Source organism: Vibrio fluvialis, assembly GCF_900460245.1.
GTDB lineage: Bacteria > Pseudomonadota > Gammaproteobacteria > Enterobacterales > Vibrionaceae > Vibrio > Vibrio fluvialis.
This window is the reverse complement of sequence record NZ_UHIP01000002.1, coordinates 530,371-556,231: the sequence shown is the minus strand read 5'-3', so window position 1 is coordinate 556,231 and position 25,861 is coordinate 530,371. Positions and strand designations below refer to the sequence as shown.

20 protein-coding genes are annotated in these 25,861 nt (G+C 48.7%); 16 read left to right on the top strand and 4 right to left on the bottom strand.

Annotated features, from left to right (window positions below; all coding sequences use genetic code 11):
• The first annotated feature begins 100 nt into the window (after positions 1-100).
• The 7 genes from glgB (at position 101) to DYA43_RS17500 (ending at position 10,945) form a co-directional block, all read left to right on the top strand.
• Complete coding sequence (glgB, locus tag DYA43_RS17530) at positions 101-2,233, top strand: 1,4-alpha-glucan branching protein GlgB (protein WP_061056032.1); 2,133 nt, start codon at positions 101-103, stop codon at positions 2,231-2,233.
• Between the two features lie 350 nt (positions 2,234-2,583).
• Complete coding sequence (hcp-2, locus tag DYA43_RS17525; RefSeq protein ID WP_020331126.1) at positions 2,584-3,102, top strand: type VI secretion system effector Hcp-2; 519 nt, start codon at positions 2,584-2,586, stop codon at positions 3,100-3,102.
• A gap of 151 nt (positions 3,103-3,253) precedes the next feature.
• On the top strand, positions 3,254-5,350 hold the full coding sequence (locus tag DYA43_RS17520) for a type VI secretion system Vgr family protein (protein WP_061056031.1): 2,097 nt from the start codon (positions 3,254-3,256) through the stop codon (positions 5,348-5,350).
• Complete coding sequence (locus tag DYA43_RS17515; protein WP_061056030.1) at positions 5,347-5,877, top strand: DUF4123 domain-containing protein; 531 nt, start codon at positions 5,347-5,349, stop codon at positions 5,875-5,877. Before DYA43_RS17520 ends, DYA43_RS17515 begins: the two co-directional genes overlap by 4 nt.
• Positions 5,874-9,458, top strand: coding sequence for a LysM peptidoglycan-binding domain-containing protein (locus DYA43_RS17510; protein WP_061056029.1), 3,585 nt, complete (start codon positions 5,874-5,876; stop codon positions 9,456-9,458). The genes DYA43_RS17515 and DYA43_RS17510 overlap by 4 nt, the downstream gene beginning before the upstream one ends.
• A gap of 2 nt (positions 9,459-9,460) precedes the next feature.
• Entirely contained in the window at positions 9,461-10,459 is a 999-nt protein-coding gene (locus tag DYA43_RS17505; RefSeq protein ID WP_061056028.1) for an SEL1-like repeat protein, read from the top strand.
• Positions 10,460-10,558: 99 nt separating this feature from the next.
• Positions 10,559-10,945, top strand: a complete 387-nt coding sequence (locus DYA43_RS17500; protein ID WP_020329591.1) for an MAPEG family protein — start codon at positions 10,559-10,561, stop codon at positions 10,943-10,945.
• On the opposite strand, the gene DYA43_RS17495 is transcribed toward DYA43_RS17500, so the two are convergent.
• Both DYA43_RS17495 and DYA43_RS17490 read right to left on the bottom strand, forming a co-directional pair.
• Positions 10,946-11,542, bottom strand: a complete 597-nt coding sequence (locus DYA43_RS17495; RefSeq protein WP_222761821.1) for an START domain-containing protein — start codon at positions 11,540-11,542, stop codon at positions 10,946-10,948.
• A 251-nt stretch (positions 11,543-11,793) separates the two neighbouring features.
• Entirely contained in the window at positions 11,794-12,750 is a 957-nt protein-coding gene (locus DYA43_RS17490; protein ID WP_020329593.1) for an AEC family transporter, read from the bottom strand.
• Positions 12,751-12,876: 126 nt separating this feature from the next.
• Here DYA43_RS17490 and DYA43_RS17485 point away from each other — a divergent pair, with 126 nt between their 5' ends.
• The 3 genes from DYA43_RS17485 to DYA43_RS17475 all read left to right on the top strand — a co-directional run bounded on the left by DYA43_RS17485 (position 12,877) and on the right by DYA43_RS17475 (position 16,017).
• Positions 12,877-13,470, top strand: coding sequence for a TetR/AcrR family transcriptional regulator (locus DYA43_RS17485; RefSeq protein WP_061056027.1), 594 nt, complete (start codon positions 12,877-12,879; stop codon positions 13,468-13,470).
• Between the two features lie 103 nt (positions 13,471-13,573).
• Positions 13,574-14,431 (top strand): alpha/beta fold hydrolase, encoded by an 858-nt coding sequence (locus tag DYA43_RS17480; RefSeq protein WP_020329595.1) that lies wholly within the window; start codon positions 13,574-13,576, stop codon positions 14,429-14,431.
• A 197-nt stretch (positions 14,432-14,628) separates the two neighbouring features.
• On the top strand, positions 14,629-16,017 hold the full coding sequence (locus DYA43_RS17475) for an SLC13 family permease (RefSeq protein ID WP_020329596.1): 1,389 nt from the start codon (positions 14,629-14,631) through the stop codon (positions 16,015-16,017).
• A gap of 37 nt (positions 16,018-16,054) precedes the next feature.
• Here DYA43_RS17475 and DYA43_RS17470 read toward each other — a convergent pair whose 3' ends face one another.
• The gene (locus tag DYA43_RS17470) at positions 16,055-16,594 is read right to left on the bottom strand and encodes a GNAT family N-acetyltransferase (protein WP_020329597.1); all 540 of its coding nucleotides are present in this window, start codon (positions 16,592-16,594) and stop codon (positions 16,055-16,057) included.
• A gap of 230 nt (positions 16,595-16,824) precedes the next feature.
• On the opposite strand from DYA43_RS17470, the gene DYA43_RS17465 reads away from it, so the two are divergent.
• Positions 16,825-18,102: an HD-GYP domain-containing protein gene (locus tag DYA43_RS17465; protein ID WP_061056026.1), complete on the top strand. Its 1,278-nt coding sequence runs from the start codon at positions 16,825-16,827 to the stop codon at positions 18,100-18,102.
• 57 nt (positions 18,103-18,159) lie between these two features.
• On the opposite strand, the gene DYA43_RS17460 is transcribed toward DYA43_RS17465, so the two are convergent.
• Positions 18,160-18,783, bottom strand: coding sequence for a DUF2057 family protein (locus tag DYA43_RS17460; protein WP_020329599.1), 624 nt, complete (start codon positions 18,781-18,783; stop codon positions 18,160-18,162).
• A 451-nt stretch (positions 18,784-19,234) separates the two neighbouring features.
• On the opposite strand from DYA43_RS17460, the gene DYA43_RS17455 reads away from it, so the two are divergent.
• The 5 genes from DYA43_RS17455 to DYA43_RS17435 all read left to right on the top strand — a co-directional run bounded on the left by DYA43_RS17455 (position 19,235) and on the right by DYA43_RS17435 (position 25,720).
• Positions 19,235-20,632 carry a tryptophanase gene (locus DYA43_RS17455; RefSeq protein WP_061056025.1) on the top strand — a complete coding sequence of 466 codons (1,398 nt, stop codon included), beginning with the start codon at positions 19,235-19,237 and terminating at the stop codon, positions 20,630-20,632.
• A 318-nt stretch (positions 20,633-20,950) separates the two neighbouring features.
• Positions 20,951-23,500: a glycosyl hydrolase family 18 protein gene (locus DYA43_RS17450; protein WP_061056024.1), complete on the top strand. Its 2,550-nt coding sequence runs from the start codon at positions 20,951-20,953 to the stop codon at positions 23,498-23,500.
• 134 nt (positions 23,501-23,634) lie between these two features.
• Positions 23,635-24,006 (top strand): GntR family transcriptional regulator, encoded by a 372-nt coding sequence (locus DYA43_RS17445; protein ID WP_020329602.1) that lies wholly within the window; start codon positions 23,635-23,637, stop codon positions 24,004-24,006.
• Complete coding sequence (locus DYA43_RS17440; RefSeq protein WP_061056023.1) at positions 24,003-24,866, top strand: ABC transporter ATP-binding protein; 864 nt, start codon at positions 24,003-24,005, stop codon at positions 24,864-24,866. The genes DYA43_RS17445 and DYA43_RS17440 overlap by 4 nt, the downstream gene beginning before the upstream one ends.
• Positions 24,866-25,720: a hypothetical protein gene (locus tag DYA43_RS17435; protein ID WP_020329604.1), complete on the top strand. Its 855-nt coding sequence runs from the start codon at positions 24,866-24,868 to the stop codon at positions 25,718-25,720. Before DYA43_RS17440 ends, DYA43_RS17435 begins: the two co-directional genes overlap by 1 nt.
• Positions 25,721-25,861 lie beyond the last annotated feature (141 nt).

The following is a 25,861-nucleotide window of genomic DNA, read 5'->3' as shown; positions in this document are numbered from 1 at the left end:
CGTCATACTTGAGTTCGATAAGATGGTTTAACGCTAGCAAGCCCGCACTTTTAGCGGGCATTTTTTTCTTTTGAGTGAGTCAAGGTTAGGAGTAGGTATATTGAAAACGACAAAAAAGAAGCCATCCAAACAGCAACTGGCCTATCAACAACTTTCCCACGCCGCGTTTGCTGATCCTTTTGCCTTTTTAGGCCCCTACATTGCCGATGAACAGTGCGCGCTGCGAGTGTGGCTGCCGGGCGCAGACAGCGTTGAGCTGGTGATTGAAGGGGAACCCCGTATTGCGCTGGAGCGTGAAGATGAATCCGGTTTTGTTCTCAAATCATCATGTGATCTGCGTTTTACCCATTATCAATTGGCTGTCAACTGGGCTGGTGTCGAGCAGTTGATTGACGACCCGTATCAGTATCATTCCATTTACGCCGAGTACGACGACCTGCACACGCCAAAGCAGATGTATCGTTTTCTGGGATCGCATTTTGTCACGCTTGAACGTGATGGAAAGCAGATCTCTGGGGTACGTTTTCTGGTGTATGCGCCGCACGCTTCCTCTTGCAGCTTGATCGGCTCATTTAACCAATGGGATGGTCGCCGCCATCCGATGCAGCGTCTTGATTACGGCATTTGGGGCTTGTTTGTTCCGGGCCTCGAAGCGGGTGTGCAGTATAAATATGAATTGAAAGGTCCACATGGTGAAGGTTTACCGCATAAAGCCGATCCGTGGGGTAGTTACGCTGAGCAGTATCCATCCTTTGCTTCGGTAGTGTATGACCACGAAAGCTATGAGTGGCAGGATGCGTCTTGGCAAACCCGTCCGGTGACGGAAAAACGCAAAGAAGCGTTATCGTTTTATGAGCTGCACGCTGGTTCATGGAAACGCGGCGAAGATGGCCGCTTCCTCAATTATCGTGAATTGGCCGATCAACTGGTGCCGTATCTGGTCGATATGGGGTACACCCATGTTGAACTGATGCCGGTGTCTGAGCATCCGTTTTACGGCTCTTGGGGCTATCAGCCTGTTGGTTTATTCGCGCCAACCAGTCGCTATGGTACACCCGATGATTTCAAATACTTTGTCGACGCCTGTCACCAAGCCGGACTGGGCGTGGTACTTGACTGGGTTCCGGCTCATTTCCCATCGGATGACCATGGTTTGGCCAACTTCGATGGCACACCACTCTATCACGACCCGGATCCACGCCGGGGCTGGCATCAGGATTGGAACTCGTACATCTATGATTTAGGGCGCGAGCACGTACGCCGTTTTCTGGTTTCTAACGCGCTGTACTGGTTTGAAATGTTCCACATTGATGGCATTCGTGTTGATGCGGTGGCGTCGATGCTGTACCTCGATTACTCGCGCAGTCACGATCAGTGGATTCCTAACATCGACGGTGGCCGTGAGAACTATGATGCGATCGCAACGCTGAAGTGGATGAACGAGGAAGTCTACAAATACTTCCCGAATGCGATGACCATTGCCGAAGAATCCACGGCGTTTCCGGGGGTCTCTGCACCAACCTTTATGGGCGGTTTGGGCTTTGGCTTTAAATGGAACATGGGTTGGATGCATGACAGCTTGTCGTACATTCAGGAAGATCCGGTGCACCGCAAGTATCACCACAATACGCTGACCTTCCCGCTGATTTATGCCTTTAGCGAAAACTACGTCTTGTCGCTATCTCACGACGAAGTGGTGTATGGCAAGCGCTCTCTGATCTATAAAATGCCGGGCGATGAATGGCAGCAAACTGCCAACATGCGCGCTTATTTGGGTTACATGTATGGTCAGCCAGGCAAGAAGCTTAACTTTATGGGAGCGGAGATCGGTCAGACGGCGGAGTGGAATCACGATGATCAATTGCAATGGTTCCTGCTGGAATTTGCCCGTCATAACGGTGTGCAAAGTCTGGTGCGTGATTTGAACCATCTGTACCGTAATGAAGCGGCATTGCATGAACTGGATTGCGATCCGAAAGGTTTTGAATGGCGCCTGCAAGATTCCGCTGATGCCAGCGTGATTGCCCATGAACGCTTTAGTGAAAATGGCGAGCGCATTCTGGTGGTAACAAACTTCACCCCTGTGCCACATGAATCTTTCCGCTTAGGTGTACCCAAGACAGGTAGTTATCAACTGCTGCTCAACAGCGATGCGCCTCAGTACGATGGCAGCGGCTTTGAGGTCAATACGCTGGTGGCTACGGAAAAAGTACCTAGTGAGGGTTTACCTTAGTCACTGAGACTACGCGTGCCACCTTTGGCTACGTTAATGTATAAGTTTATCGACTGAATGACTCATTAGCCTGTTCGAGCCCGATTTTACAATGTAAATCGGGCTTTTTTGTATCGCAGGATCCTTGCCCGACAAGCAAGATCTTGCTTGTTCAAAGGCAGTTTGTTGCTCTAATGGCAAGGTTTTAAATATAACTAATTGATTTTAAAAGAATGCCAAAGTGGCATCGACTTTGCTCCCTTACTCACTGAATTCGCGCTGAGCGCACTTACATCACGAACGTTTTATCGAATGGCAAAGGTTGTCTTAACCCGTTGCCTGATAAACAACCAGTTAGAAAGGAATGAGCAATGCCAACTCCATGTTATATCTCTATCGAAGGTCAAACTCAGGGTCTAATCACTGCAGGCGCTTGTACTGCGGATTCTATCGGCGATTCATTCGTTGAAGGTCACGAAGACGAGATGCTGGTTCAGCAGTTCGACCACATCGTTACTGTTCCGACTGACCCACAATCGGGCCAGCCTTCAGGTCAGCGTGTGCACAAACCATTCAAATTCACCGTGTCTCTGAACAAAGCTGTTCCTCTGCTGTACAACGCACTGGCATCAGGCGAGAAGATGACGACGGTTGAACTGAAATGGTACCGCACGTCTATCGAAGGCAAACAAGAAAACTTCTTCACCACCAAGCTGGAAAACGCGTCTATCGTGGATATCCAATGTGAAATGCCACACTGCCAAGATCCAGCAAAATCTGATTTCACTCAGAACCTGACCGTTTCGATGTCTTACCGCAAAATCACGTGGGATCACGTGAACGCGGGTACTTCAGGCTCAGACGATTGGCGTAAACCAATCGAAGCGTAATTTACGCTCGAGCTGTGTTGCCCGTCTCAAGGCGGGCAACCTTGTGAACCTTAAGCACAAAGCATCCAACCCGCACCCTGGCATCCGCTTGGTTTCGGGTGTTTTGCGCTTAAGGTTTCACCATTTTTACTGAGTATGAAGGAATGGCAGGATGGCGACGTTAAAGTATCAGTTTCATGTGGAAGGTCTGGAGGACGACACGCTGGTGGTGCGTGGGTTCGACGGGCAAGAAACGCTTTCCAGCGAACGTATAAATGGGCAGCTATGCCACGGTTTTCGTTATCAACTGGAACTGGCCAGTCGGCTTGCCAATTTAACGCCGGAGATGGTGGTGGATAAAGTCGCGGAGCTGACGTTCTATCGCGACGATATGCTGGTTCAGTGCGTGAACGGCATCGTGCGCCGCTTTACTCGGGGCGATACCGGCCATCACCACACCTTCTATTCACTCACGTTGGTGCCTGCTTTAGAGCGTTTGTCTCTACGCCACAACAGCCGCATCTTCCAACTCAACACCGTGCCGGAAATCCTCTCCATTCTGTTGCAGGAAATGGGCATCAACGACTACGCCTTTGCGCTGACCCGCGATTGTGCGCAGCGTGAATTCTGCGTTCAGTACCGTGAAACCGACTTGGATTTTCTCCATCGTTTAGCTGCCGAAGAAGGGTTGGTGTACAGCTTCATTCATGAAGAAGGTAAACATACGCTGATATTCAGCGACGCCTCAGAGAGCCTGCCGAAACTCGGTGAGCCAATTCCGTACAACACGCTGGCAGGCGGCATGATTGAATCACCGTATATCTCGGCGCTGAGCGTGCACACCCAATCGGAGGTGAGCCAGACCGCGCTGCAGGATTACAGCTTCAAAAAACCGGCGTACTCGTTTGCCCAGCAAGTGGTCGGGACAGAAATGGAGTACCAGCAGCCAGATTACGAACATTTCGATGCGCCGGGGCGCTATAAAGACGATGTCAGCGGCAAAGCGTTCAGCCAGATCCGCCTTGATTATTTGCGCCGCAACGCGCACACCGCGACCGGGAAAAGCAACCAACCGTTGCTGCGTCCGGGGGTGAAATTTGACTTGCAAGAGCACCTTGATGACACCTTAAACCGAGACTGGTTGGTGGTGAGTGTCACCAGCCAAGGCACGCAGCCTCAGGCGCTGGAAGAAGCTGGCGGTCATGGCGCGACCACCTACGCGAACCAATTCACATTGATCCCGGCGCATCGCACCTGGCGCGCCACGCCGCAAGCCAAACCTCAGGTTGATGGCCCGATGATTGCCACAGTCGTTGGCCCAGAAGGCGAAGAGATCTTCTGCGATGAACACGGCCGTGTAAAACTGCATTTTCCGTGGGATCGCTACTCCAACGGTGATGAGCACAGCTCCTGCTGGGTGCGCGTCTCGCAAGGTTGGGCGGGCAGCCAATACGGCATGATTGCCATTCCGCGCATCGGCCATGAAGTGATTGTGTCGTTTCTCAATGGTGACCCCGACCAACCGATTGTCACCGGCCGTACCTATCACGCCACCAACACTGCGCCGTATGCGCTGCCGGACAACAAAACCAAAACCGTGCTGCGCACCGAAACCCATCAGGGGCAGGGTTATAACGAACTCAGTTTTGAAGACCAAGCGGGCAGTGAGCAAATTTACCTGCACGCGCAGAAAGACTTTGATGGCCTGATTGAAAACGACCACACCAGCGTGATTAAGCACGACAAACACCTCACGGTGGAGAACGACCGCTTTACTCAGATCAAAAACAATCAGCATCTGACGGTGGGCGGCGAAAGCCGTACCAAAATCGCATTAGATCAAAGCATTGAAATCGGTGGATCGCTGCATCAGAAAGTGGCCGATAAGACCATTTTCGACTCCGGTAACGAAGTGCATCTTAAAGCAGGCAACAAGTTGGTCCTCGACGCGGGCAGTGAACTCACCATCAAAGCCGCAGGCAATTTTATTAAAGTCGATGCTGGCGGCGTGCATGTGGTCGGTTCCGCCATTAACCTCAACTCCGGCGGCAGCGCCGGATCCGGCTCGGGTTATGGTGGGCAAGTGGCTGAACTGCCTGGAGGCGTTGAAGCTCAAGCAGTGCCAGAGGAAATGCTATGTGCTCCAATGTCAGCGACGATGTCGAGTCTACTACCTGCTGTCGCTACATTGGACTTACCTGTAATAGAGCTTTGTCAAAAAAGAGCAGATGGAAGTTGTCCAAAGGCGAATTGCGAGTGTACTCAATGAATAGCGAAGAAAAGAACTATCTGCTTGTCGTCGATACACTTCGCGTGACTGACGCTAAAAAAATATGTGCTCAGGAAGAAAAAGAGTGGGAACCATTGTATTTAGGAACTGATTGGCAGCCGCAAATTTCGAATAGCCCTATATGGATCAAAGTAAACCCTCTGGATGAATTGTGGCAGCGTTGGGAAAATGACCTAAATTGGGCAACTAGTGCAATTATCTTTGTTTATCAGAATGATAAAAACATTGAAGATGTGGTCAAGTCATTACAAAAAAATATTACAGCAAGAAGTGAGGATGGGCGTCTATTCCTCTACCGCTTTTATTCCCCCTATACATTATCTGTTGTCGCTAAATATGGAGATGAAGATGTTATCAATGCGACTTTAGGATTAACTGAAAGCGCATGTTTCTCCCCCTCTTTAAGTGATGAATATGTTTCTTCGATTGTCAGAAATACACATCGCGATCTGGGACAAAAACAACTTTCACTTCCTAGTGCACTTATTGAGGAATTATTACAATGAGCACACATCTTATCCAACCCGGCGATACGCTCTCTGTATTAGCCAAACGTTACAATACCGATGTTGCTACTTTACAGCGGTTGAATGCCCAGCAGATCAAAGATATTGATCTGATCTACAACGGTAATACTTTGGTTTTACCCGAAGTCTACGATGTGGCTAGTGGTGAGCGGGAGGCTAAGCAAATTTTATCGAATGAGCGGCTTACCCTCTCTGAATGCAGTGTTCCGCAATTTGTCGATGCTTTATATGTCCCCGAGCATCCAAACACCAGAAAACAGATGCTGATCCTGCTCACAGAGGAGGCAAAAAAGTATGTGCTTGAGGATAACAAGCGTTGTAAAGCTGCTTTACAAGGCGATAAAGAAACCGTTCTTAAACAGCTCACCAAACTGGGCGTGATGGATCAATTCAATAGCATCGCCCATGAAGCTTTTTTAAAGCATATTGATGAACAGAAAGCCAAGGATTATCGAGAAGCTTTGTTGGAACACATGGCCTTATCCCACTGTTACCAAAATAATGTCCTGCAATTCCCTTCAGAAAATGAGCGTATAGGGCTCAGTCGCATCATTGCACGCCAGCAACAGATTGAAAAACAATATGAAGAGACGTTGCGTGATATTGAACAACGCTCTCAAGGCTCAAGTTGGTTCATTGATGGTGAATACGCTACGTTAACTAAAGATGCGATTGCTGGTGCCGAAACTCACCGAGTTTCACAACTCAAAAAATTACAGAAGTCTCTGATAAAGCAGCTCGAAAAAAGCATTCAACGCTTTGAAAAAGAGGCGATGGATTTTGCTGCCAAAACAAGTCTTGAAGAGCAAGGTAAACATTACCAATTTTCTGATAAGCATGCCTATTACTCCTCAAACGTTGAGCTTAAAATTTATAACGCATTAGAAACTATCAAAAAAGAACGTAAAAAAATTGGGTTATGTGACGATATCGACAGTGCAGATTTAACCATTTCCACCGCGATACCCTCATTAAAAACCGCGTATGAAAGTTATCAGTATTGGCAAGGCACTGCGCATAAGGTTTTAAATCGTCTAAGGAATCAAACGCTAAGATGGGAACCTAGGGCCTTTTTCACTATTACCAAGAGTGATAACCGACTGCAGAATCCTGATTTTTATGCTGCGGTGTACCACCTGAATCAGACGGGAACGGTACTCAAAGAGCAGTGCTTAACGGAAGATGAGCTATTTAACGGATGGGAGCGAGTAGAGCAAGTACGGATTGCGATCAAAGAACAACGTGCCAGTATTGCTGATTTAAACGACCTTCTGGGGAGGATTAACCAACAGAGTCCGATTGCCAGTTCCATGGGATACTACTGTGTTTATGTGCTGAATTTGCTGTTACTGCAAGAAGTCGCGCTGCGAGTACAAGATTTTGCTGAACGGTTGGGCGAGAATGCGCAGTATGCTCAATACGTTAAAAGTTTATTGCGTTACGCGGAAGCGGCACAGCAACGTTGTGAAAATCTTTTAACACTAGCCACTCAGAAGGCCAAAGCTCCCCATTGGGATTACCTGAAAAGAGACATTACCTTTATCGGTGATGTTCCAGTTTGGGATGATTCATCTCGCACGGTGTTAATTCGTGAAACACACTGGCAACCTCAAAACCTCAATAACCAGATTTTTGCCAATAGTGGCATTAATCAGCGAACCGTAGTGGAATGTGCCCTCTCTTCTGATCCAACAACTGCGCTTTATATCTTATCTGATAGCCCTGTGCTTTCTTCTGATGTGGCTGAAAATAAAAAATGTACCTCGGTGATTTCGTTAAATCTGGCCACATCAGCTGCACGGGAGAAAGGCAAAATCACGGCAGGGCTCAAAAAGGCACTGGGCAGTGAATCGGTATTGAAAAGCCTGAAATTTGAGCAAACCGCAACTTGGGCTAACGTTGAAGACATTGTGTTTCCTTGGCAAACAAAACGTTTTGAAAATGAAATGTTTGGCATTAATACTGCTTACGAAACCAGCGGCGGCGTCCAGTTTGCTCGTTATGTTCATAGCGCTGAGGTGAAAGTTGATCATGAACTGATCAAAGCAGACTCCTCTACTCTGGTGAAAATCGATCTGAATGCCGGTTTTTCATTGGCCAGTGCTGAACGCGTCTTCACGATACGACTCCCGAATGCAGGAGCTTTGCCATTAGATATTCCGTATCGTGTCAGAGAGAGTAGCGAACAGCAAACCCAAAACATAGGCACAGCAGTATTGATGATTGAAGGCAAAGCTTATGGTGTATTAGGAGCAAGCCTTAAGTTGGGGACTCAACTGCATATTGGCAATATTGAAGAAACTCGCGAGGGGTTTGGAAAACGTCAAGTAAAGCCACTAGGCATTAAGGGCACGGTACCGAGTAGAGCGGACTACAGCTCTTACGCGACTGCATCACTGGGTACGCGCGGTAATAATGACAATGCCATTGGCGCTGGTATTAAAGCGGAAGCCTCCGCCTTTGCTGGGCTCGAAGCCGGCGGTATGTTGAGCTGCAAATACGATTGGACAAAAGATCAAAAATCGCCACCGCAAAACCTGTTCAAAGTCAGTCAATATTTTAAAATGAGCCTAGGTATTGGCTATGAGGGTGTGCTGCAATGCACCTTCCAAAATGGCCGCTTTATTTTTATCACGGCGCTGGGGGCAAGTACCGGGCTGGGGATTGGCGGTAAGTTTGCCACTGAACTTAACCCAGCGGCTGCGAACGATTTTTTCGCCGCTTTACTTGCGGTGATGCAAAATTCAGGCTTCCAACGTTTTGAATTTTTCGATGAATCGGGTGAGGTGAATACCTTTGCCGCGTTTAACACAATATTGACTGTAGCGGCGGCTTTTGGCCTTACGGTTGGGCAGGTGATGATGTTACCCTTTAACATCATCACCAATATGGAAAAGCAAGCCAGTGATAAAGATAACGCTTATTTTGTGGCGAACTTTTTACTCTCGAAGGAGCATCAGCGAGAAAACCAACAGTGGATCGCCAATATGCCCGCAGAAACGTTAGCCAAGCTATTGTCGGTACTGATCCATTACAATGATATTCCTTCCTTCACACTATTTGGTGATACAGAAGCTGAGCGAAATAAAGCGGCCACCCGCAATGAAAAACAGCGTAAGGCGATCAACCAAATATTACTTTGGTTAGGGGGTGAAAAGGCCAATCAAAGTGGTATGCGCCGTTTTGAAAATGCGCTGCAGCGCATGGGGTTAGTAGATCCTACTCAATTAGATAAAACAGAGCAGTGGTCACGTTACGCAAAAAATATATTGATTTTACGCGATTTCTTTAGCAAAGCTTTTTCTCAACCGTATGAAAATCCAAAAGATAGAGATGAAACCGAATATATGAGAGTGTTAGGAGAGGACTACGATTTGTTTAAAGCCTATTTATTACGACTAACAGAGCAAAATAAAATTTTAGAAAAAAACACCCTGAGTTCTGAGCGCCGTGCCCGTTTAAACACTGAGTACACAGTGCTACGTGCCAGTGACTCGATGCAGCTTGAATACCTAAGAACCAAGGGCTATCGACTTGTTAACTGGTTACCCGAGAAGTAAACATGAAAAAAATTATCTTTATCTGGCTAGTTTTATTACACAGCGCTGCTTGGGCGATGGAGTCTGTTGAGCAGGGAATTATCTTGTTTAATCAAAAAGAGTATCAGCAAGCGCAGCATATCTTTCAGCAGCAATCGGATGCTGGCAGTGCTTATGCGACATTTTGGTTAGGGGTGACCCAGTACAAAAACCGCCAGCACTTTGAGGCTGGACAAACATTTTTAAAAGCGGCAGAGATGGGTGACCCCTGGGCGATGGGGGTTTTGGGGGATGTGAATCTGTATGCTAACAACCCTTGTAAGTTTCTTGGCTGGCCCTGTGATGAGAAATGGTTGACGAAGGCCAAGCAGGGATGGAAAGCTCTTGCTGAAAACGGCGATGGTAAAGCCGCATTTGCTCTAAAAATCAATCAAAGAGAGTGGTGGGAATATATCCCTTTTTATCGTCAAAGTCGGTATCAAGAAATCGTCAGTAAGGCCATTCCTAATGGTGGCTATAAGTTCCTAGACTACAATACTTATTGGGATTCATCTGAAGACAAGCTACCGTACCTCAAGTTGGTTGCCAACCAAGGTTATGCTCCAGCAATGAAAACGCTTTATTATCGAATGGATACCATTGGTTATGATGAAGCCATGAAATGGATTAATAAAGCAATAAAATTGGGTTATGCGGAAGCAGCGAAAACACTATATCTTGCCTATCGAGTAGGTGAGGAAGATCGTGATGGTAATATCATCATGTCCCCCGATCCTAAAAAAGCCTACTACTACAGTCGACTTGCCGAGGCGTTAGGTGGACAGAAACAAGATAATAGCCTTATTTTACACAAACGCATCATCAAAGATGGCTTACCCGTTTCGGATGAAAATGGTGAACCAGTATTTGAAATTCTCGTTACTGAGCAAGAGCAAGCGGAAATGGATAAACAAGTGGCTGAATTTGTGAGAGACATTAAGCCTAATCTATTTTTGGATGAAACCTCGATTGATTTGTTCTAATGCTTAAGCGCCCTTGCTTGAGTTCGGGTATTAGGGCGCTTTTTTCTTTCCTCTCTTTTCATCTACACTTATCTCCTCAATTGAGATTAAGGAAATCTTATGGTTACAGCGTTGTATGCCGTCATTTTGGCTGGGTTATTGATAGGGTTGGCGGTGCAGGTGATCAAGCAGCGGCGGCGTCATCAGGTGAAGTATATGGACGGTGGTGTGAATGCGTTGACTTTGGCGCGCAGTGCGCAGGGCAATGCGGCGGAGTATATTCCGATCACGTTGATTTTGATAGGCTTTGCAGAGTTCAACGGTGCGAATGTATGGTGGCTGCATGCGACGGGAATTGCTTTCATTCTCGGTCGTTTGCTGCATGCCAAAGCGATCTTAAACGATCAACTTAAAGGTCGCATAACCGGAATGAAACTGACTTTTAGCGTCATGATTATACTGATGGTACTGAATCTGATTTATCTGCCGTACGGCAAACTGTTCTAATCACTCCTTTACGTGAGGGTGCAGTTTATTCTGATAATCAGGCAACTGCGCTCTCAATCCTTCAAAAGTATTGAAAGCACTCGACACAGAGAGCTTGTTCGCCAGCCAATTCGGTAACATGCCGCCCGGATCGGCAAAGGCGGTATAGTCGATATGCGTCATCCCATTGGTCAGCTTTTCTAGTGTCCAGGTGGCTTTGACGGCCTTGATTCGCACAAAACCTTCCTGCTCAGGATACTGATCTGACGCATCCTTAATGGTCAGTACCAACGCGCCTGCAAACTGCTTGAACTGCGAATAAGTCACCATATCTCTGTCTCTGGCTGGCCAAGGGGCCGCAAAGCGTGTGTAGACGATATTTTCGTTGTCCGATATCTGTTTGAGGACTCGGCTGGAGTCCACATTATCAATCCAGTTCGGAACATTGCTGCTGTCTTCCAGGAGTGTCATAAAGGCTGCGTACGTGGTGTTTACAAACATCTGCGCGCGAATCTCGACTAAACCGTCACGATGCTTGCGAGTTTGGATAGTGATGCCATCCTGGTTTTTAGCCATTTCCCAAGGAACTGGTTGAGCCGTTTCGGCCCAAGAGATCATCGGAAGTAGCAGTAAAAGAGCGCTCAGCCAATGTGCCAACATAAGGTTCCTTGTTTTGCGAAAGAGTATGAATTTCAGTCGGGTACGTTCTGCCCTTTGACTAAGCGTAGAGCGAAATGAGGGCTTCCTGCAACAGCGCAGTTAATGCTAACGCCAAACAAGGACCTTGGTCATAACAAAAGCAGAGAAGTTCTCTTTAGATTGCGTTCTCCGCCGTACAGGGTGGTATGGGCGGAGAACAAAATCGTGTGTCAGATGAGCTGGAAACTGGAGAGAATAAAGATGCCCAACGTGCACGAGAGTAGGGAAAATACGGTGGTCAACGCGATGATGTTGGCGGCCAACGTTGCATTCCCACCCATCGCCCGAGCCATGACGTAACTTGCGGCTGCGGTTGGTGACGCACTCATCAGGAAAATCAGGCCCAAATCCATACCACGGAAACCATAGAGCAGTGCGGCGCCTGTGATCATCACGGGCGAGAGCACCAGTTTATAGGCGGTAGAGAACCAGGCTGAACTTTTGTCATCTTTGAGTGAACGCATATCGAGTGAACCACCAGTGCACAATAGCGCCAGTGGCAGAGTCATGTTGGCGAAGTAATGTCCGGCCTGAGTGACAATGTTGGGGATAGGCACGGCCAGAAAGTAGCACACCACACCGAGCATAATTGAAATGATCAACGGGTTTTTGGTCAGCGTTTTAACGATGAGTTTGCTCGCTTGCACCCCTGTGGTTTCACCTTTGGGCGTCAGAGCGATGACGGCTTGAATGTTATACAGCACCGTTGTCGAGGCAACATAAATAGCAGCCAGAGCCACACCCGCATCTGAATAAGTATTGGCGACATACGCGAGGCCAATAATAGCGGTATTGGCTCGAAAGCCACCTTGAATGATCACGCCTTGGTCGCGCGGGTCACGAAATGCGCGCTTGGTGGTAAAGGTGGTGAAGAGGAAAAACGAAAAGTTGGCCACCAAACCGAAGATGATCAGCGCGGCACTGGAAGAAAAGTCGTGCTTTGAACCCACAATACTGAGAAACAACATCGCAGGCAGAGTGACCTGAAATACCATACGGGATGCAACTTCAATAAAGTTTTCGTTGATCAGATTCATGCGTTTAAACATCACCCCCAAAACCAGCATGAGGCAAATGGGGCCGGTGATGGACGCCGAAAACTGCAGTTGCTCTAATATCCCTTCCATATCAATCCTTTGACCGTGGTCGCAATTTCACCATTCTTTCACAGATTTCTAAGAGCGAGAAATCAAATTTGCAAAATAGAACGAACGTGCTAAAAATAGAGCCTGATGCAATTATGGTGGCCAATAATGAGCAAAGGAAGAATCACTCGAGAGAATATATTGCAGACGGCATTTGAACTGGCGAGCGCCAATGGCTTAGAGAGTCTGACGATCGGTGAGTTGGCGAAAGAATGCGGTATGTCCAAAAGCGGCCTGTTTGCACACTTCAATTCCAAAGAGAATCTGCAAATTGCCGTGTTGGAGTTTGCCAACCAGACGTTTATTCGTCGAGTGATCTCACCAGCCCGCGAACTTGATGACGGTGATATCGAGAGAAAACTGCGTCGGATTCTGGACAACTGGCTGGGCTGGAACCAATCGTTTCAGGGCAGTTGCATGTTTTTGGATGCGTGGAAAGAAGCGGTGCACACCGATTGTGCGATTCAGCAGACACTGAAAGCGTCGATTTCGAGCTGGATTCATTATTTGCAGATTCAAATCCACAAAGGCATAGAGCAGGGACAATTTGTCGCTCATTTGAATGCTCAGCAAGCGAGCTATGAATTGTATGGGCTCTATCTGAGTGCGCATCTATTTTATTCACTATATGGACAAGAACAGAGTTATCAACACTTTTGGCAGGGCGTGGATGCGCTGCTGGCGCGCTGGAAAAAGGCGTGAAGAATTTGGTTACCTCGCTTTACGTTTAGCGAGTTAGCTTGAACACAAAAAATTTTACCAATAAAAAGCACGAACGTTCGTTTTTGTGCTGAAGGATCGAATCATGAGTGAGAAGATTTATTTCAATACGTCCGGCAAGTTCAGTCTGCGCCGCAGCCTGGTTAACTGGACAACCCGTTTGCACCATACTCTGGCTCCGGCGCATGCGCGTAAAACGGCGCGCAAGGTACTGCTAACTCCAGCGCGAATGACGGCGAAGAATCACCCGCCAAAAGGTATGATCAAAAGTCAGGTGGAGTCTGCGGAAGGTAAACTGACCACTTACCGCTTAGGAGAAGGTCCGGTGTGGATCCTGACTCATGGTTGGTCCGGGTCGTCGAGCCAGTTTTTCCCGCTGATGGAGCATATTGCGGCGCAAGGTTTTACGGCGCTGGCTTACGATCATCCGGCGCACGGTGAAAGTGAAGGGGCATTTGGTCATGTGCCGGCATTTGTGCGTGGTCTGGAAGCGATTCTCGACAGTGAACCTGAGTTTGTCGGACTGATTGGCCACAGTATGGGGAATGTCACTGCGTTGGAATGTCGTCATGCCAAACTGGAACGTTGTCCGATGGTGCTTATTGCGCCTGTTCTGGATTATCTGGATAACTTATTCGGTACGGTAGCCCGTTCAGGATACTCTATGCGTCTGTTTGAAGAGGTCGTCAACGAAGTACAGGACGAGTATCGCTATCCTATTCATTCTATCCAGCCCTACCAGAGCCTTAAACAGCGTAAAGCGCCAACCATCATTGTCCATGATGAAAAAGACCGATTTGCTCGCTACGCTGAATCTGATAAGGCGGCGCAGGAAATAGAAAATGTCACCTTGATTACTACTAAAAATCAAGGACATGGAAGAATTATGAAAGGAAGTGAAGTTAAAGTGGCATTTGAACAAATTGTTAAAAGTATTGATTAGCTCAATCGTTTGAATTGAAGCACGTATTTTTCCAAATTGTTAAAATTTATGGTGTCGGGATTTCTATTTATTTCAATGTGTTAAATTGTAAGTGATAGTTTTGATAGGCTTAACAATTTCGCAATAATTATTATCTCCTCGTTTGAATCTGTGTGATGATCGCGAGTGCCGATTGGCCTCCTTAAGGAAGAATAATAATGAATAGAAATGATAGTGTCCCTTTACCCCACAATACCCGAGAATGGTTTTTTAACCGCAACAGCCTGATCATCCTTGCCGATGTCGCGCTGTTTTTTATCCTTTTTAATACCCTGCCATTTGAGCCAAATGTCGTTTTAGGTATCAGCATGCTCGCGTTTATCGCTGTGCTGTGGTTGACCGAAGCACTGCACGTGACGGTAACGGCAATACTGGTGCCTATCATGGCCGTATTGTTTGGCGTGTTTGATACGCAGGCCGCGCTCAATAATTTTGCTAACTCGATCATTTTCCTGTTCCTGGGAGGCTTCGCGCTTGCTGCCGCGATGCACCGTCAGGGGCTGGATAAAGTGATCGCTGACAAAGTCCTGATCATGGCTCGCGGCAAAATGAGTGTCGCGGTGTTCATGCTGTTTGGCGTGACGGCTGGTTTGTCTATGTGGATCAGTAACACTGCGACCGCGGCGATGATGTTGCCACTCGTGCTTGGTGTACTGAGCAAAGTCGATGACGACCGTGGTCACAGCACTTACGTTTTCGTGCTGCTTGGCATTGCATACAGCGCCAGTATTGGTGGTATTGCGACCGTTGTGGGTAGCCCGCCAAACGCCATTGCAGCGGCAGAAGTGGGTCTGTCGTTTACGGATTGGATGAAGTTTGGTCTGCCTACCACAATCATCATGCTGCCGATGGCGATTCTGGTGTTGTATCTGGTTCTGAAACCAGACCTGAGCGGCCACTTTGAGCTCAACCGTCAGCCAGTTCTGTGGGACAAAGGTAAAGTGGTCACACTGGCGATTTTTGGTCTGACTGTGTTCCTGTGGATCTTCAGTAAACCCGTCAACGCAATGTTGGGCGGCTTTAAGAGTTTCGATACCATTATTGCGTTGGGCGCGATTGTCATGGTGAGTTTTGCGCGCGTGGTGCACTGGAAAGATATCGAGAAAACGGCGGACTGGGGCGTGCTGCTACTGTTCGGCGGCGGTATTTGTTTGAGTAACGTACTGAAACAAACGGGTACCAGCGTGTTTCTGGCCAATGAACTGAGTGCGATGATTGCCGACCTGGGCCTGCTGTTCATCGTGCTGGTGATTGCCGCATTCGTTGTTTTCCTGACGGAGTTTGCCAGTAACACTGCCAGCGCGGCGCTGCTCATCCCGGTCTTTGCCAGCGTGGCAGAAGCGTTTGGCGTATCGCCAGTACTGCTTTCTGTGTTGATTGCCGTTGCGGCTTCCTGTGCGTTCATGCTGCCAGTGGCGACTCCGCCGAATGCGATTGTGTTTGCAACGGGTCATATCAAGCAGAGCGAAATGATGCGTGTGGGGATGTTCCTCAACATTGCCTGTATTGCGTTGCTATCTGCTATTGCGATGTTCTTCTGGCAATAAGAAAAAGGCGGAGCTGGGCTCCGCTTTTTTATGGATGCTATTCGGCGTTGGTGCGCGTCAGTCCAAACACCACATGGTCAACGACGCGCCCGTTCAGATTCTCTGCCCGGGTAATTATCCCTTCCTGATTAAATCCAAGGCGCTTGGCAACTGCCTGACTCGCCAGATTACCGCTGGCGGCAGCCAGTTCAACTTTCTCCAGTTGATAGGCGTTAAATGCAAGGTCAATCAAACGAGAAACGGCCCGGGTGACAATGCCTTTCCCCTGATGTTCTTGTGACAGCCAATAACCAATGCGGGCTTTCTGTAAATCGCGGTTGATCTCTTGCAGGCTGCAGTTTCCAACCAATTCCCCACGATAAAACATCGCACATACGACGACTTTGCCGTCGGCATAGTCGTGCAGCATATTCTGGATAAAAAGCTGGAAATCCTGCTCTGAGCGACAATAAGGCGGCCACGCCAACCATTGTGACAAATACGCCTGCTGTTTTGCGACTATTTGGGCATACAAAGGGGCAAACGATTCTTCGATGAGTGCCAGCTGTACGTCGTCATCGACCATTAGGGTAAACATTCTAACCACCTGATTTTGTCTGTTATTTGTCCGGCATGTTGCCGCGCAGAGTAGCATTTTGCGTGCGACGCTCAAAGTTTATTCGTACGTTATATTGAAATGAAACTTGTAGCACATGGTTTTCGTCACGTTATGTAGAAAAACCTCAAAAAAAATCAGGAATAAACTGCCTGTTTGTATTAATCTCGAGAAACATAATTATTCAAAAATTTTTAGTGTCAGTTAACAATATGGAATTGCATGCTGAAGACGTCAGCGTCGACTTGCGTCGGGTATTATTGGGCATCGCCCAAGCATTGGATGCGGTGGGGTTCGATGAACTTCATCATAGCCATCGGGTAGGTTATATGGCTTATCGGTGCGCGCGGTTAATGGGCTGGGATGAAGAACAAGCGCAATTGGCTTTTTCTACAGGTCTGGTGCATGACTGCGGCTCCACTCAGTCCTCGGCTTCAATGCCGTTGATCTTTCCCCTTCAAAGCGGCAGTTTTGCCCGTCATTGTGAAAAAGGCTACAAGCTGCTGCTGGAATGCGCGCCGCTTTCGTGTTTTGCCACACCGGTTCTTTATCACCATACGCCGTGGAGTGAGTTGCAACATTTACCGATCGCAGATGCCGACAAGGAGCTGGCAACGCTCATCTGTCTGGTGAACCGTGTTGATCACCTCTATCGCCATCAACCCAAGGATAAGTTTGGTAACTTAAACGCCGAGGCCAAATTGTCCATCGCGCATCAACTGCAGCAGCATTCCGGTACGGTGTTTGAAGCGAATATGGTGCAACATATGACGGAGCTGGTGGATAACGATGATTTCTGGTTCTCAATGAACCCACGCCATATCGAGGCCAAGATGATGCATCTCGATTCGGTGCCTTTCTTTTCCAGCAATATCGGTCTGGATGAAACCATCGCCATTGCAGAGCTGTTTGCCAAAGTGGTCGACGCCAAAAGTACGTTTACCTTTCAACATTCGCTCAAAGTTGCGCAGCTCTCGAAGTACCTTGCTAAACAGCTCGCCTATTCACCCAAAATGCAGAAAATGCTTTATCTTGCTGGTTTGGTGCACGATATCGGCAAGTTGTGTACGCCGGATGTGGTGTTACACAAGCCCGGCAAGCTGACGGCGGAGGAGTACACCTGCATCAAACGTCATGCAACGGATACTCGCTTCATTCTGCAAGGCATAATTACTTCACCGCTGATTAATGAATGGGCATCAAATCACCATGAGCGTCTCGATGGCTCGGGTTATCCGCTGGGCAAAATCGCGCAAGAATTGGATCGGCCGAGCCGTATTGTTGCGCTTTCGGATGTGTTTCAGGCGCTGACGCAGTCGCGCCCTTATCGGGAAGGCATTACCTTGCAGCAGGCACTACAGATTGTCGGGGAAATGGTTGACGCCAACCAGCTGGACCGGGAGATTTTTGATTGTCTGACTCAGCACGCGGATTACTGTTATCAGTTGTCGGTGGATGATGACATCGTGATGCAATCACAAGTGATGTAACCAACGATTCGGGCTCCTATTAGGAGCCCGAATCGTATCGAATGATGCGTGACCAGCTTATTGCTGATTCACATACTGTTTGAAGCGGGCTTTGGTTTGCGCGTCGGCTTTACCGTACCAGAAATGCAGCATCTCTTCGGCGGTGGTGTCGCTGGTGCTGCCGTTTGCTGATGTCGGTTTGACATACTGAGTGGTGATCGCTGCCGGGCCGCCAGTCATGTTGTATTCCAGCGTTTCTTGCTTGTAATCGCGGCCAATTTGCATGCCTTCTTTGATCAGGCGATCCTGCTTCATCTCAATGGCGGTACCTTGTTGATCTCGTAAAGTCCATTCCATCGATTTGATGCTGCGCTCGGCATCCGCAGCATTGCGAAACTCCGGCATGTCGAATGAAATGGATTGATCCGCGGCATTGAACTTGGCAATGACTACGTCGCTTTCTACACCAACACGGTCATTACCTTGAGTGAAATAAGGGTGGTAGCGAAACACGATTTGTTGCTGACCATCTTCCATTTCAACCTTTTTCGATGATGCAAAAAAGCCACCGGAAGTATTCGGTTTGCCACCATTGACGACCAAAAGATCAATAGTATCAGGCACGTCCAAAGTAACGGTCGCTGCAGCAGAAGCACTGAAAACAATAGCCAAAAAACATGATAAAGGTTTGATTACATTCATTAGTTTTATCCTTTTAACCGCTTGCGCGTAGTGTCATGAGAGGGTGCCGATTGTGGCTGAGAATTGCAAGTTTTCATGGTTACGGAGTCGTGAATTTCATCAAAACTTAACACGTCATTTCACTTACTGTGATGATGAAGATGTGAGCAGTCCGGCAAAGTATGAAAGAGATGCAAGCCAAACGCTAAACCGCTGCACTATAGTGATTTCATGACTCAGCAACCGGAGATGACGCGATGGACTTCAACGCAACGCACGACATTAAGTTAGTGTTGTCGTCTTGGTATAACCTCGATTACTGCTTGTCTCTGCTCAGCAAAACCTCCTCTCTCGCTTAAATTCCTTGCCCATCGAACGGGCTTTTTTCTTCTGCCGCTGTGACGGCATCCCAATCAATTGAACTTTGTCTGCGCGTTTATCTGCGCGGGCGAAGCGATAAAGGTATTTAAGCATGAAACGTATTCCTGAACCGTTCCGCATTAAGATGGTGGAACCGATTAAAATGACGACTCTGGCCGATCGCGAGCACGCACTACAAGAAGCGGGCTTCAACCCTTTTTTGCTGCGCAGTGAAGATGTTTATATCGATCTGCTGACCGACTCCGGTACTGGCGCCATGAGTGATAACCAGTGGGCGGGTCTGATGCTTGGTGACGAGTCCTACGCGGGCAGTCGTAACTATTACAACCTGTGTGCGGCGGTTGAACACTTCTTCGGTTACAAGCTGACCGTTCCGGCGCATCAGGGACGCGGCGCTGAGCAAATTCTGTTTCCAGCCCTGATTGAACGCATGCGCCAGGTGCGCGGCGGCACCACGCCGGTATTTATCTCCAACTACCACTTCGATACCACCGCTGGCCACATTGAGCTCAATGGCGGCAAAGCAGTCAACGTGGTGACTCAGGAAGCGTTTGATACCACCACGCCGTATGACTGGAAAGGTAACTTCGACCTCGACAAGCTGCAAACCACCATCGATCAGTATGGCGCCCACAACATCTGCGCCATCATCACCACGATCACGTGTAACAGCTCGGGCGGGCAGCCAGTGTCAATGGCGAACATGCGTGCGGTGTATGAGATTGCCACTCGTCACGATATTCCGGTGGTGATCGATTCGGCGCGCTATTGTGAGAACGCCTATTTCATTAAGCAACGTGAAGCGGGTTATGCGGACAAGCCGATCCTCGATATCATCCGCGAGATGTATCAGTACGGCGATATGTTGACGATGTCAGCCAAAAAAGACCCGATGGTGAATATTGGCGGGCTCTGCTGCATTCGTGACCATGAGGAGCTGTTCCAGGCGGTGCGTACACGTTGTGTGCCGATGGAAGGGTTTGTGACTTACGGTGGGATGGCCGGACGCGATATGGAAGCGCTGGCTCGTGGTCTGTACGAAGCGGCGAACGAGGATTTTCTGCATTATCGTATCAGTCAGGTCGCGTATCTGGGCGAACGCCTGCGCGAGGCAGGTATTCCAATTCAGTACCCAACGGGTGGCCATGCGGTCTTTGTTGATGCGGCGAAGATCCTGCCTCACATTCCGGCTGAGCAGTTCCCGGCGCAAGTACTGTGTAACGAGCTCTACCTCGAAGCGGGCATTCGTGCGGTTGAGATTGGTTCGCTGTTGCTGGGGCGCGATCCGCAAACGGGTGAACAAAAGCCCGCAGAACTGGAGCTGATGCGCCTGACCATTCCGCGCCGTGTCTACACCAACGATCATATGGACTACATTGCTGATGCGATTATTGAGCTCACCAAGCGTGCCTCAAGCTTTAAAGGGCTTGAATTTGCCTATGAGCCGTCAGTTTTGCGTCATTTTACCGCGAAATTTCGCCCGTTATAATTGATAGTTCTTACACTAATGCCCTCTTTTTAGAGGGCTTTTTTGTTTTTGGTATCTTGTAAAGAACTTCATTAGCTCAAAAAAATAATTTTGCCTTCCTGACTTTGTAAAGATTCTGAATTCTTGGCTTAGAGTAGAATTTGCTATGTAACACGGTGAATTTTCGCCACAAAATGCTCGTTGTGACTCGAAAAGCGTTTTAATTTTTTTTCAAAAAAATAAAGTCTCCCAAATACTGAAGCCGATGTTCTTCAAAGCCTTACTGAAGAGCAGCCAACTCATGTTGAGTACAATCTGCAAGGAACGAGAGAAATAGATATGAATCGTATTACTCTGTGCGCCGCAAGTATTGCGCTGGCTCTGTCTGGAACGGCCTTAGCGGCTCCGGCGGCACCAAGTATTGATGTCTACGGGTCGAACAATCTGCAATTTTCAAAAATTGAGCTCGCGATGGAAACCACCGCTGGCTACAACCAGATGGTGAAATACCACGACGAAGCGCCAATCTCCATTACGTTTAACCAGTGGAGTGGTGAAACGGGCAACACTTACAAAATTTATTTTGACGGTCAGGAAGTGGCTTCCGGCCCGATTTCTGGCAGTCAGACGACGGCCAACTTCACTTACAGCAAAGGTGGTTTGTATACGCTGGAAGTGGCCGCATGTGACGACACCGGTTGTAGCAAAAGTGCACCCGCTGAGCTGACCCTCGCGGATACCGATGGTTCGCATCTCAAACCACTGACCATGAATGTGGATCCGAACAACAAAACTTACACCACCGATGCGAATACTGTGGTGGGGACCTATTTTGTTGAATGGGGCATTTATGGCCGTAACTACACCGTGGATAACCTTCCAGCGCAAAACTTAACACACATTCTGTATGGATTTATCCCGATCTGTGGTCCGAACGAGTCGGTAAAATCAGTCGGTGGCAACAGCTACAATGCACTGATGACCGCATGTCAGGGTGTGCCAGATTATGAGGTAGTGATTCATGACCCTTGGGCTGCATATCAGAAAAGCTTCCCGCAGGCAGGTCATGAGTACAGTTCTCCGATCAAGGGCAACTACGCCATGATGATGGCACTGAAGCAGCGCTATCCGGATCTCAAGATCATTCCTTCTGTCGGTGGCTGGACGCTTTCTGACCCATTCTTTGATTTCACCACCAAAGCCAATCGTGACACGTTCGTTGCATCGGTGAAGCGTTTCCTCAAAACCTGGAAATTCTTTGATGGTGTAGACATTGACTGGGAATTCCCGGGCGGTGACGGCGCGGCGCCAAACCTTGGTGATCCAGTGAACGATGGCCCGGCTTACGTTGCTCTGATGCAAGAGCTGCGTACCATGTTGAATGATCTGGAAGCGGAAACAGGCCGCACTTACGAGCTGACTTCTGCCATTGGTGTCGGCTACGACAAGATTGAAGACGTGAACTACGCCGATGCGGTGCAGTACATGGACTACATCTTTGCCATGACTTATGACTTTTACGGCGGTTGGAACAACGTACTCGGTCACCAGACCGCGCTGAACTGTGGCACATTCATGCGTCCGGGGCAGTGTGATGGCACGGGCGTTGATGAAAATGGCGAACCATACAAAGGCCCGGCCTATACCGCTGACCGTGGTATTCAGCTTCTGCTGGCTCAAGGTGTCCCAGCCAACAAACTGGTACTGGGTACGGCGATGTACGGCCGTGGCTGGGACGGTGTGATGCCGTCAAGTCTGACGGATCCAACCGATCCGATGACGGGTGTTGGTAATGGCAAACTGACCGGCTCGACGGCGCAAGGCGTATGGGAAGCGGGTGTCATTGACTACAAAGGCATTAAAGCCAACATGTTGGGCGCGGATAATACAGGTATCAATGGTTTTGAGTACGGCTACGATGCTCAGGCAGAAGCGCCTTGGGTATGGAACCGCACCTCTGGTCAGTTGATTACCTTTGATGATGACCGTTCAGTGAAAGCCAAAGGTGCGTATGCACGTAGCCTCGGCTTGGCTGGTCTGTTCTCGTGGGAAATCGATGCTGACAACGGCGACATTCTGAATGCGATGCATGAAGGGTTAGCTGGCGGAACTACTCCGCCTGCGAATCGTGCACCAACGGCCAATGCAGGCGCTGCTCAGACGGTGACAGGTCCGGTAAGCGTGACTCTGGATGGCAGCGCGTCGAAAGACAGCGACGGCACGATTGCCAGCTACCTGTGGGAGCAAACATCAGGTGCAGCGGTAACGCTGAGCAATGCCAATGCGGCTCAGGCAAGCTTTACTGCGCAGGAAGTGACCAGCGAACAAGCGCTGACCTTTAAGTTGACTGTGACGGATAACGACGGCGCAAGCGCATCGGCCAATGTGACTGTGACTGTGAAACCGGCGGGCGGCAATGAGAACAGCGCACCAGTGGCTGCGGTAAGCGCTCCGGCGCAGGTGAACGCAGGTGAAACGGTGGTGGTTGATGCTTCCGCTTCGAGCGATGCGGATCTCGACACTCTGACTTTCAACTGGAATGTACCTGCAGGTCTGAACGCGACGGTAACCGGCAGCACCGTCACTTTCGTGGCGCCTGAGTACTCGCAAGATACCACGTTGAGCTTCACTGTGAGCGTGAGTGATGGCCAGGCGAGCGCTTCGGCCAGCACCAATGTCGTCGTTCTCAAGACCTCAAGTGGTGGTGAAACCTGTGACAACTTGTGGGATGCAAGCCAAACTTATGCATCACCGGGTACCATTGTTGCGTGGCAAGGACAACTGTGGTCAAACAAGTGGTACGTAAACCCCAACGAAGCATCACCTGATCAATCGGGTGAGTGGGGAGTGTGGCAACTGGTCGGCCCGGCAGACTGTTCAACCAACTGATTAAGTATGTCATTTGTTCTAAAGGCTTCGCTTCGGCGGGGCCTTTTTCTTTTCTGTGCGAAAAAGAGAGTTGCGAAAATTCGTTTTCAAGTTTAGTGTTATATACATGTATAACACCATATCGGTAATGTGCAGTGACAGAATGGCAGGACAACCAACCGATTTTTCGCCAACTGGCGGACAAGATCACCGAGCAGATTCTACAAGGTATCTGGCCTGAAGGTGAGCCGCTTCCATCGGTGAGAACCGTATCAGCCGACCTGAAAATCAATCATCTGACGGTGATGAAAGGTTATCAGTTGCTGGTGGATGAAGGCTTGGTAGAAAAGCGTCGTGGACAAGGTATGTATGTAGCCAGTGGCGCACTGAATCAATTGAAAACCCAGCAGCGACAACAATTTCTCGAGCAGCAGATTCCGCAAATAGCCGCGACGCTGACTCAGATAGACATGTCGCTGGAAGATTTTATGCAGCAGTTAAAACAATATATTGAGGACGAGCAATGAATCCGTATGTTGAAGTAAAACATGTGTCGAAGCAGTACTCGGCTTCACAAGGGGAGAGCGCCTTGCAGGATGTCAGTTTCACACTGCAATCGGGTCAGGTGCTGGGTTTGCTCGGCCATAATGGCGCGGGGAAATCGACCTTAATCAAAGCGTTGCTTGGCGCTCACCATTACCAAGGCGACATTCAGATTTTTGGTCTGGAACCGATCCATCAACGGGCAAAAGTGATGGAACATCTGGCCTACATCTCGGATGTGAATGTGCTGCCAGAATGGATGACCGTCAAACAGCTTCTTAAATACACGTCGGGGGTACATCCGGGATTTTCGCTAGGCAAAGCGCACTCGGTGCTGGCCAAAACCGATATTCGTTTACACAGTAAGATCAAGGCGTTGTCTAAAGGTATGAAAGTTCAGTTGCATCTGGCACTGGTGATTGCCACGGACACCAAAGTGCTGATTCTGGACGAACCGACGCTGGGGCTGGACCTGATTTACCGCGATACGTTTTATCGTCATCTGCTGGAATGGTTCCACGATGGCGAACGTGCGCTGATCATTGCCAGTCATGAAGTGTCGGAAATTGAACACCTGTTGACGGATGTACTGATTCTGAAACAGGGCAAAGTAGTGTTGCAGGAGAGCATGGAACAGGTGGAGCAGGGGTACTTTGTGTTGGAAGCGCCAACATCCATGACGCAGCAGATTACGGCGCTCAACCCATTGTCGTCTCAGGTCGGGCTCGGTACCACGAAGTGGCTGTTGAAAGCACAGTATCGCAATGCTGTCGAAGGGCTAGGCCATATTTACAGTGTAAAACTGGCAGAGCTGTTTTTGGCCCTGCAGAAGGAGAACGCATAATGCATGCTTCCGTCTACATGTTAGAAAAAGAGTGGATTGAACACAAAGCGGTGAGCCGCATTCCATTGTTCGTGCTGGTGTGTGTGCTGGTACTGTTTGCCGGTATTTTGAGCAATGGCAACGTTCAAAGTAATCTCTCGTTTGAAATGAGTTACAGCGGATTTGACAACATGGATCTGCAGTTTGTCGATGAATTCAGTTCGCTGATCGTCGTGCTGGCTGGCGCGCTGTCGATCATGTTGAGCACGTTGTACATTCCTAAAACGTTGCGTAAAGAGCGTCAGGAAGGCAGTTCAATGTTCTGGCGTAGTATGCCTGTCAGCAATCTGATGACGCACGGCGTAAAACTGACCTTTGGATTATTGGTGATTCCGGTGATCTGTTCAGTGCTGGTTATCGCTTCGGATTTGATGTTCTGGCTGGTGAATCTGGCCACTGATGATGCCATTCCACTGCTGATGCATCAACGCTCACTGTTGTTTGTGTTGACTCACTGGCTGAACTATCTCGGGTTGATGCTGTTGGTGGCGCTGGCGTTACTGCCGCTGGCCTGTATCACGCTGCTGATTTCACAGTTGGTGAATTCTCCTATTCTGGTGATGTTTATTGCTGTGTATGCGCTGAAATGGCTCAGTCTGGGTCTGTTTGGCAGTGATGCGATCGGCGATTTCTTTCACCAGACACTGGCGTTGCCACTGAATATCCTGACCGATTCCAGTCTGTCACAGGTTGTCGCGCAGATCAGTGTGGCTAACGCGTTGATTTACATCGCGCTGGGCGTGGTAAGTTTTATTCTGAGCCTCAAATGTTATCAGACTGACGAGGTGTCCTGGCGCACTTTATTGCAGCGTTAAAACGCAGAGTAAAGATTCGGAGGCTTCGGCCTCCTTTTTTTCGCCCGTTTTTAATCAGCGATCTTTTGTCCTTCACAATTTGCACATGCAACCGAGCGCAAAGCACGGACAGAAATGGAATTAGCACTACACTTGTGACAT

Bases quoted from the DNA above. Each gene is read 5' to 3' on its own strand.
- DYA43_RS17510 (WP_061056029.1), top strand. From the start codon at position 5,874: ATGAGCACACATCTTATCCAACCCGGCGATACGCTCTCTGTATTAGCC.
- DYA43_RS17500 (WP_020329591.1), top strand. From the start codon at position 10,559: ATGGTTACAGCGTTGTATGCCGTCATTTTGGCTGGGTTATTGATAGGG.
- DYA43_RS17450 (WP_061056024.1), top strand. From the start codon at position 20,951: ATGAATCGTATTACTCTGTGCGCCGCAAGTATTGCGCTGGCTCTGTCT.
- DYA43_RS17475 (WP_020329596.1), top strand. From the start codon at position 14,629: ATGAATAGAAATGATAGTGTCCCTTTACCCCACAATACCCGAGAATGG.
- hcp-2 (WP_020331126.1), top strand. From the start codon at position 2,584: ATGCCAACTCCATGTTATATCTCTATCGAAGGTCAAACTCAGGGTCTA.
- DYA43_RS17465 (WP_061056026.1), top strand. From the start codon at position 16,825: ATGGAATTGCATGCTGAAGACGTCAGCGTCGACTTGCGTCGGGTATTA.
- DYA43_RS17440 (WP_061056023.1), top strand. From the start codon at position 24,003: ATGAATCCGTATGTTGAAGTAAAACATGTGTCGAAGCAGTACTCGGCT.
- DYA43_RS17505 (WP_061056028.1), top strand. From the start codon at position 9,461: ATGAAAAAAATTATCTTTATCTGGCTAGTTTTATTACACAGCGCTGCT.
- DYA43_RS17495 (WP_222761821.1), bottom strand. From the start codon at position 11,542: ATGATCTCTTGGGCCGAAACGGCTCAACCAGTTCCTTGGGAAATGGCT.
- DYA43_RS17460 (WP_020329599.1), bottom strand. From the start codon at position 18,783: ATGAATGTAATCAAACCTTTATCATGTTTTTTGGCTATTGTTTTCAGT.
- DYA43_RS17455 (WP_061056025.1), top strand. From the start codon at position 19,235: ATGAAACGTATTCCTGAACCGTTCCGCATTAAGATGGTGGAACCGATT.
- DYA43_RS17520 (WP_061056031.1), top strand. From the start codon at position 3,254: ATGGCGACGTTAAAGTATCAGTTTCATGTGGAAGGTCTGGAGGACGAC.
- DYA43_RS17515 (WP_061056030.1), top strand. From the start codon at position 5,347: ATGAATAGCGAAGAAAAGAACTATCTGCTTGTCGTCGATACACTTCGC.
- DYA43_RS17490 (WP_020329593.1), bottom strand. From the start codon at position 12,750: ATGGAAGGGATATTAGAGCAACTGCAGTTTTCGGCGTCCATCACCGGC.
- DYA43_RS17480 (WP_020329595.1), top strand. From the start codon at position 13,574: ATGAGTGAGAAGATTTATTTCAATACGTCCGGCAAGTTCAGTCTGCGC.
- DYA43_RS17435 (WP_020329604.1), top strand. From the start codon at position 24,866: ATGCATGCTTCCGTCTACATGTTAGAAAAAGAGTGGATTGAACACAAA.
- DYA43_RS17470 (WP_020329597.1), bottom strand. From the start codon at position 16,594: ATGTTTACCCTAATGGTCGATGACGACGTACAGCTGGCACTCATCGAA.
- DYA43_RS17485 (WP_061056027.1), top strand. From the start codon at position 12,877: ATGAGCAAAGGAAGAATCACTCGAGAGAATATATTGCAGACGGCATTT.